General features: G+C 54.8%; 5 protein-coding genes. 3 read left to right on the plus strand and 2 right to left on the minus strand.

Annotation, left to right across the window (positions count from 1 at the left end; all coding sequences use genetic code 11):
* Positions 1-482 precede the first annotated feature (482 nt).
* On the minus strand, positions 483-1,754 hold the full coding sequence (glgC, locus tag VEB01_RS13180) for a glucose-1-phosphate adenylyltransferase (protein WP_324876155.1): 1,272 nt from the start codon (positions 1,752-1,754) through the stop codon (positions 483-485).
* A 139-nt stretch (positions 1,755-1,893) separates the two neighbouring features.
* Here glgC and glgB point away from each other — a divergent pair, with 139 nt between their 5' ends.
* The 3 genes from glgB to VEB01_RS13195 are packed head-to-tail and all read left to right on the plus strand — an operon-like array spanning position 1,894 to position 6,418.
* The gene (gene glgB / locus VEB01_RS13185; protein WP_414675472.1) at positions 1,894-4,107 is read left to right on the plus strand and encodes a 1,4-alpha-glucan branching protein GlgB; all 2,214 of its coding nucleotides are present in this window, start codon (positions 1,894-1,896) and stop codon (positions 4,105-4,107) included.
* On the plus strand, positions 4,104-5,585 hold the full coding sequence (gene glgA / locus VEB01_RS13190; protein WP_324876159.1) for a glycogen synthase GlgA: 1,482 nt from the start codon (positions 4,104-4,106) through the stop codon (positions 5,583-5,585). Before glgB ends, glgA begins: the two co-directional genes overlap by 4 nt.
* A 14-nt stretch (positions 5,586-5,599) precedes the next feature.
* Complete coding sequence (locus tag VEB01_RS13195; protein WP_324876160.1) at positions 5,600-6,418, plus strand: secretin N-terminal domain-containing protein; 819 nt, start codon at positions 5,600-5,602, stop codon at positions 6,416-6,418.
* 111 nt (positions 6,419-6,529) lie between these two features.
* Here the strand turns inward: VEB01_RS13195 and VEB01_RS13200 are convergent.
* A partial coding sequence (locus VEB01_RS13200) for a transposase (protein ID WP_324876161.1) occupies positions 6,530-6,744 on the minus strand: 215 nt, incomplete at its 5' end.

Raw genomic sequence — 6,744 nt, forward strand, 5'->3', positions numbered from 1 at the left:
AGGAGGTCTTGAATCCGTTCCCACTGATCGTCCCGTAAGCCATACCGTCGTACCATTCATCGACCTTCTTCTGAATTCACTCTCTCAATTGGATCGCTTTTGGTCGTCTTTGGCGACCCCTTAATTGAGGACACGCCCTAGAGCGTTCTTTCCGAGGATGATGCTGAATGCCGATGACTTGAAGTCAAGAGGGCAGGTATCAATATAGAACTCGTTAGGCCGATTTGTGACTTGATAAGACTGAGCAAAAGCGCTTTTTCGGAGGTTTGTTCAATCCGCCCGGCGAGTGCGGGTCGACGTCAGGAGTGTTGGGAATCATTATGCTTGCAATTTTTTAATTGCTCTGCCCGGTAATGGGGCGCATCGAATGTAATTGCGATATAAGCGTCGTTCAAAACTCCGGGTCCTCTCGATCAGCCAAAGTATTTTTTCGTCGGCGCCTCTACACGCCGATGCGTGAGAGCCGGAGAAATAATTTGAGCTCAGCGGGCAAAATGCAGTCGCTGTCCTAGAGCGTCCGGAGTAACCAGCACCACGCCGCCGGGGCTGACATAGAACCGTTTTCGATCTTCTTCCGGATTCTCGCCGATCACGGTATTAGGCGGTATGTGGCACCCCTTGTCGATGACGGCCTTGGTGACGCGGCAGTGTCTACCGATGTTAACATCCGGCAATATCACCGCATCCCTTACCTTGGAATAAGAGTTCACGCGGACATTGCTGAACAATAGTGAATGCCTGACTTCGGCGCCGGAAATAACACAGCCGCCGGATACCATGGAATCCACCGCCATTCCGCGGCGATCGTCATCGTCGAATACAAACTTGGCAGGGGGCGTTTGTGCCTGATAGGTCCAGATCGGCCAATCCTTGTCGTACAGGTTAAGTTCAGGGTCAATGCCGATCAGCTCCATGTTAGAGGCCCAATAAGAGTCCAGCGTACCCACATCGCGCCAGTACGCTTGTACCCCACTCTGCACATCACGGAACGGATAGGCGAATACCCGGTACTTCTTGATTACTGCGGGGATGATGTCCTTGCCGAAATCGTGGCTCGAACCGGGTGTGTCCGCATCTTTGATGAGTTGCTCGAACAAGAAGCTGGTATTGAAAACGTAAATGCCCATGGACGCCAAAGCGTGATCAGGCCGGTTGGGCATGGGCGGAGGACTTTCCGGTTTTTCGACGAAGTCGTAGATGCGTTTGCCTTCGTCGATATGCATGACTCCAAACGCTTTCGCCTCGGATAGCGGTACTTCCATGCAACCGATGGTCAAATCAGCTTGCATTTCCACGTGGTAGGCCATCATCAGGCCGTAATCCATCTTGTAGACATGGTCGCCGGCGAGAATCAGGATGTATTCGGGGTCCCGTTGGCGGAAGATGTCCAGATTCTGGTATACCGCGTCGGCGGTTCCGGCGTACCAGGTTTCCTGAAGACGTTGTTGGGCCGGCAGGATATCGACAAACTCGCCCAGTTCGGCTCGTAAGAATCCCCAACCCTGCTGAATATGCCGAATTAACGAGTCCGCTTTGTATTGAGTTAACACTCCAACTTGTCGGATACCGGAGTTTATGCAGTTAGAAAGTGGAAAATCGATAATCCGAAACTTGCCTCCGAAAGGCACGGCCGGTTTGGCTCGCCACTCTGTCAGTTTATGTAATCGTGTTCCGCGGCCTCCAGCCAAAATAAGTGCCAAAGTGTGCCGGGTAAGGCGGCTAACAAAACGGGACGCATGCATCGACTCTGGCATGAAAAGCTCCTTTAGACTGTAACGCACACCGGGGGCGCAAATTTGATACCATAAACCCAGGTGTTTCGGGCATTTCCCAACGGCGACATTCTACTATCAGAGGCCAAACAAAGTGAACTCGACCGACACACAATCCGTTATCGGGGCCGGCGACATTTCGCCTCAGATAGATTCGGAGTTGCAGCGGATCATTCTGGCGCGCCACCATGATCCATTTGCGGTTCTAGGCCGGCATCGAACGGAAGACGGAGACGTGATCCGGGCGATTATTCCTCAGGCCGAAACAGTGCAAATCGGGAAGCGTGGTCCGGACATGCAGCGCATACCCGGCACCGATATATTCGAATGCCATTTAGACCATGGTTCCTGTCCCGAGCATTACCGCCTCTTTTGGACGGACAAGTCGGGACAGTCGCAAAGCCATATCGACCCCTATACTTTCCCGCCGCAGCTCGCCGATTTCGACCTCTACCTTTTTGGCGAAGGCAAGCATTGGCATATCTATCGTATCCTCGGCGCCCATCTGCACACCGTGGACGGTATCAAAGGCACCCTGTTTGCCACGTGGGCGCCGAATGCGGAGCGAATCAGCGTGGTGGGCGATTTCAATGCCTGGGACGGACGGCGCCACCCGATGCGTGCTCGGGGCAGCAGCGGCGTGTGGGAGCTATTTATTCCGGAGCTTGAACTCGGCACACTGTACAAATTCGAAATTCGTAACCGGCAGCAGGGCAGCATCCTGTTGAAGACCGACCCTTACGGCCGGCAGTTCGAATTGCGCCCGAACACCGCCTCCTTTGTCGTGTCCGATGAAGCTTATGATTGGAATGACGGCGATTGGATGGAGGCCCGCAAGAATCGGGATTGGCTCCACGAGCCCATATCCGTGTACGAAGTCCACCTGGGGTCTTGGCGACATGATTCCGAAGGCAATTTTCTAAATTACCGGGAGCTAGCCAAGCAACTCGTAGCCTATGTCAAGGAACAAGGCTTTACTCATATCGAATTGTTGCCGATCACCGAGCACCCCTTGGATGCGTCATGGGGTTATCAAACCACCGGCTATTTTGCGCCTACCAGCCGTTTCGGTACGCCCGAGGATTTCCGCTATTTCGTGGACTACTGCCATCAAAACGGAATCGGCGTCTTTCTGGACTGGGTGCCCGCTCATTTTCCGAAGGACGCTCACGGATTGGCCTACTTCGATGGCACGCCGCTTTATGAGCATGAGGACCCGCGGCTTGGCGAACATCGCGACTGGGGCACCCTGATCTACAACTACGGCCGAAACGAAGTCTGCAACTTCCTCGTCGGCAGTGCGTTGTTCTGGCTGGAAGAGTTCCACCTCGACGGGCTTCGCGTAGATGCCGTCGCGTCAATGCTTTACCTGGATTATTCCCGGGAGCCGGGCGACTGGATACCCAATAAATACGGCGGCAACGAGAATTTGGAGGCGATCGCCTTTTTGCGCGACCTCAATACCGTTACTCACCAGCAATTCCCCGGCACGCTGATCATGGCCGAAGAATCCACGGCCTGGCCCCAGGTGACTCGGCCCACCTGGACCGGAGGTTTGGGTTTTTCCATGAAGTGGAACATGGGTTGGATGCACGACACCTTGGTCTACATGAGCAAGGACCCCGTCCACCGCCATTATCATCACGACCAGCTGACGTTCGGCTTGCTGTACGCCTTCACGGAAAATTTCATCCTGCCGTTTTCCCATGACGAAGTCGTCCATGGCAAGGGTTCGATGCTTCAGAAAATGCCGGGGGACGAGTGGCGGCGTTTCGCGAATCTGAGATTGCTGTACACATTCATGTTCACCTATCCGGGCAAGAAACTACTGTTCATGGGCTGCGAGTTCGGTCAAGGCACCGAATGGAATGCCGGCAAGCCTTTGGACTGGCACGTGCTCGAGTACCCGCATCATGGCGGAATCAAGCGACTGGTGGGCGATCTCAACCGGCTTTATCGGGAAAATCCGGCGCTCCATACGTACGACTTCGAGCATAAAGGCTTCGAGTGGATAGATTGCCACGATGCGCCGCAGTCGATCCTGAGTTATTTGCGCCGTTCCTCCGACGAGTTCGCGGTCATGGTGTTCAATTTCACGCCCGTGCCGAGACAGAACTATCGCATCGGCGTGCCGGAGCCGGGCGTTTATCGGGAAGTCTTTAATTCCGACTCCCGTCATTACAGCGGAAGTAATGTCGGTAATGGCGCCGTCACAGCCGAGGCGAAGGAATGGATGGGCAGGCCTTATTCCATCAGTCTCACACTTCCGCCTTTGGCCGGAATCGTTTTGGCTTGTGAGATTCCTGAGGAGGATGAACCGGAACCCCCCGAATGAAGAAAATACTCTTCGTTACTAGCGAGGCGTATCCGCTCATTAAGACCGGAGGGCTCGCCGATGTCTCGGGGAGCCTGCCGATAGCCCTAAAAGGGCTTGGCCACGATGTCCGCATACTTCTTCCGGGCTATGCCTTGGCCATCGCCGCGGGTCATTTCGAGCAGGTGAAGCTGTTGCATGGCGATGGCGAGATCGCCATTCTGGAAGGCTTGCTGCCGGATTCGCCGGTGCCGGTCTGGCTGCTTGCCCACGCACAGTATTTCGGGCGGCCGGGAAATCCGTACCTCGGGCCGGATGGCAAGCCTTGGTCCGATAATCCCGAGCGATTCTCCCTGTTGTGTCACGTTGCCGTGGAAACCGCGATGGACCGGTTGGGGCTCCGGTGGAAGCCCGACATCGTGCACTGCAACGATTGGCAAACCGGTTTGGTGCCGGCATTGCTCAGCGACGAGCCGGGGCGGCCGGCGACCGTTTTCACGATCCACAATCTGGCTTATCAGGGCGTCTTTTCCTACGAAACCTTTGTTAGATTGCGCTTGCCGAATCGGTTCTGGTCTTGCCAGGCGCTGGAGTTTTACAACCAGTTGTCCTTTATTAAAGGGGGCTTGGTGTTTGCCGACCGGATCAACACCGTGAGCCCGAATTACGCGGAAGAGATTCAGAGCGAAGAATTCGGCGCCGGGCTCGAAGGCTTGCTCAGGCATCGTCGGGAGCGACTCAGCGGCATACTTAACGGTATTGATGCCGATGCTTGGAATCCAGCTACCGATCCTTTCATTCCGACTAACTACGACATCGATTCGTTGGAGAAAAGGCCTGCCAACAAGACAGCGTTGCAGCAGGCTTTCAAACTGGCGAGGGATGACGGGATAACCCTGATGGCTTGGGTGGGCCGGTTGGTTCAGCAAAAAGGCATCGATCTCGTGATCGAGCTTTTGCCGAAGCTGATGCAGATGCCCATTCAGTTGGTCATCGTGGGAAGCGGCGAGGCCAGGTATGAGCAGATTCTTTTGCATTGGGCACGCCTGTATCCCGATCGTATTTCGGTCAAGCTGGGTTATGACGAGGCGATTGCGCATCTGATCGAAGCCGGCACCGATCTGTTTCTGATGCCATCCCGGTTCGAACCCTGCGGCCTCAATCAGATGTACAGCCAACGATACGGGGCTGTACCGATCGTGCGTCACGTGGGTGGTTTGGCGGACACCGTGGCTGATGCCAACGCCACGAACCTAAGCCTGGGCCAGGCTACCGGCGTGGTTTTCCGGGACGCGACCGCCGATGATTTATTCCAGGCCCTGAATCGAGGTTTCGTGCTTTGTCAGAACAAGGTACTGTGTCGGAAAGTTCAAAGGGCTGGTATGAGCAAGGATTTCTCTTGGCGTCAAAGCGCTCAACGTTATTTGGAGTTGTATGAGCTTGCCATGGCTGATCGTTTAACCGCCGATAGCTTGCTGCAGATTACGGCGAGTACTTAAGTTTTCCTGTCGATATGTGGCTACGCATCGCCTTTGTCGTAATCGCCATCTCGGCATGGAATGCTCCGGCCGCCGGGAAGGACCTGTCGACCATTGAGCTGTTCCATCGTCCGCCGGAGGAAATGGTGCCGCTAATTCAGCCTTTGCTGGGGCCGAACGACGTCGTGATTCCCGCCCGCAATCAGCTCATCCTGAAGGCTGATCCCGACAAGGTCGAGGAAATCCGAAATCTGATCCAGCAGCTTGACAAGAGCTCGCACAGGCTGCTGATCACAGTCACTCAAGGCCGCGATTTGTCCGCGGAGACTTTGAATGCACAGGCGCGTTTGCGCGGACGGATCGACCTGAACCGCCCGGCCGATTCGGACGTCCGTATCCGTGGGCATATTTACCAGTCGGAAGGCCGGGATTCCGCCGGTCATACACAACAATTGCAGACTCTGGAGGGACAGTCGGCATTTATCCAGGTCGGCGAACAGATTCCCGTTCCCACTCAATCCTATTATGGCTATGGGTACAGCTACAGCGAGAACATCGAATACCGGCCGGCGACTACCGGGTTTGCGGTAACGCCTAGATTGTCCGGTAGCGAGGTTATCATTGAACTGTCGCCGTGGTCCGACCGACTCAGCCGTGACCAGTTCGGTGTCATCGATACGCAAAGCGCTCACACGGTGGTAAGGGCCGCACTCGGCGAATGGATCGAGATCGGGGGAGTGGTGGAAACCTCCGTTCGTGAGGAAAGCGGCCTCGCCAGCCGAAATTATTCCACCCGTAGCCAGCAAAACAGGATTTTTATCAAAGTAGAGGATTTGGACGCGAGTAAGCCTTAACATCTGCGGGACTTACTCAAAACCTTCTTTATTTCCCTCTCCCTCTGGGAGAGAGCTAGGGGGAGGGCCTTGAAAAATAAGGCGTTCTTCCTTTTTATTCAATTTTTCAATCTATAGTGCATTAATAATCCAAGACCAGGCGGTGATGGAATAGACGCGTGCGGGATCGTTTTCGAGATCTCGCAAGGCGTGCTCCAAGTGGTCTTCCAAAGCATCAAGGCTGTCAAAGACCCGGTTGTGAAAAGACTTCTCCCGCAATTCGTCCCAGAGATGCTCGACCGGATTCAGTTCGGGGGCGTACGGGGGCAATGGCAATAGCCGGAGAT

The sequence above is a fragment of the Methylocaldum sp. genome (genome assembly GCF_035627495.1).
Taxonomy (GTDB): domain Bacteria; phylum Pseudomonadota; class Gammaproteobacteria; order Methylococcales; family Methylococcaceae; genus Methylocaldum.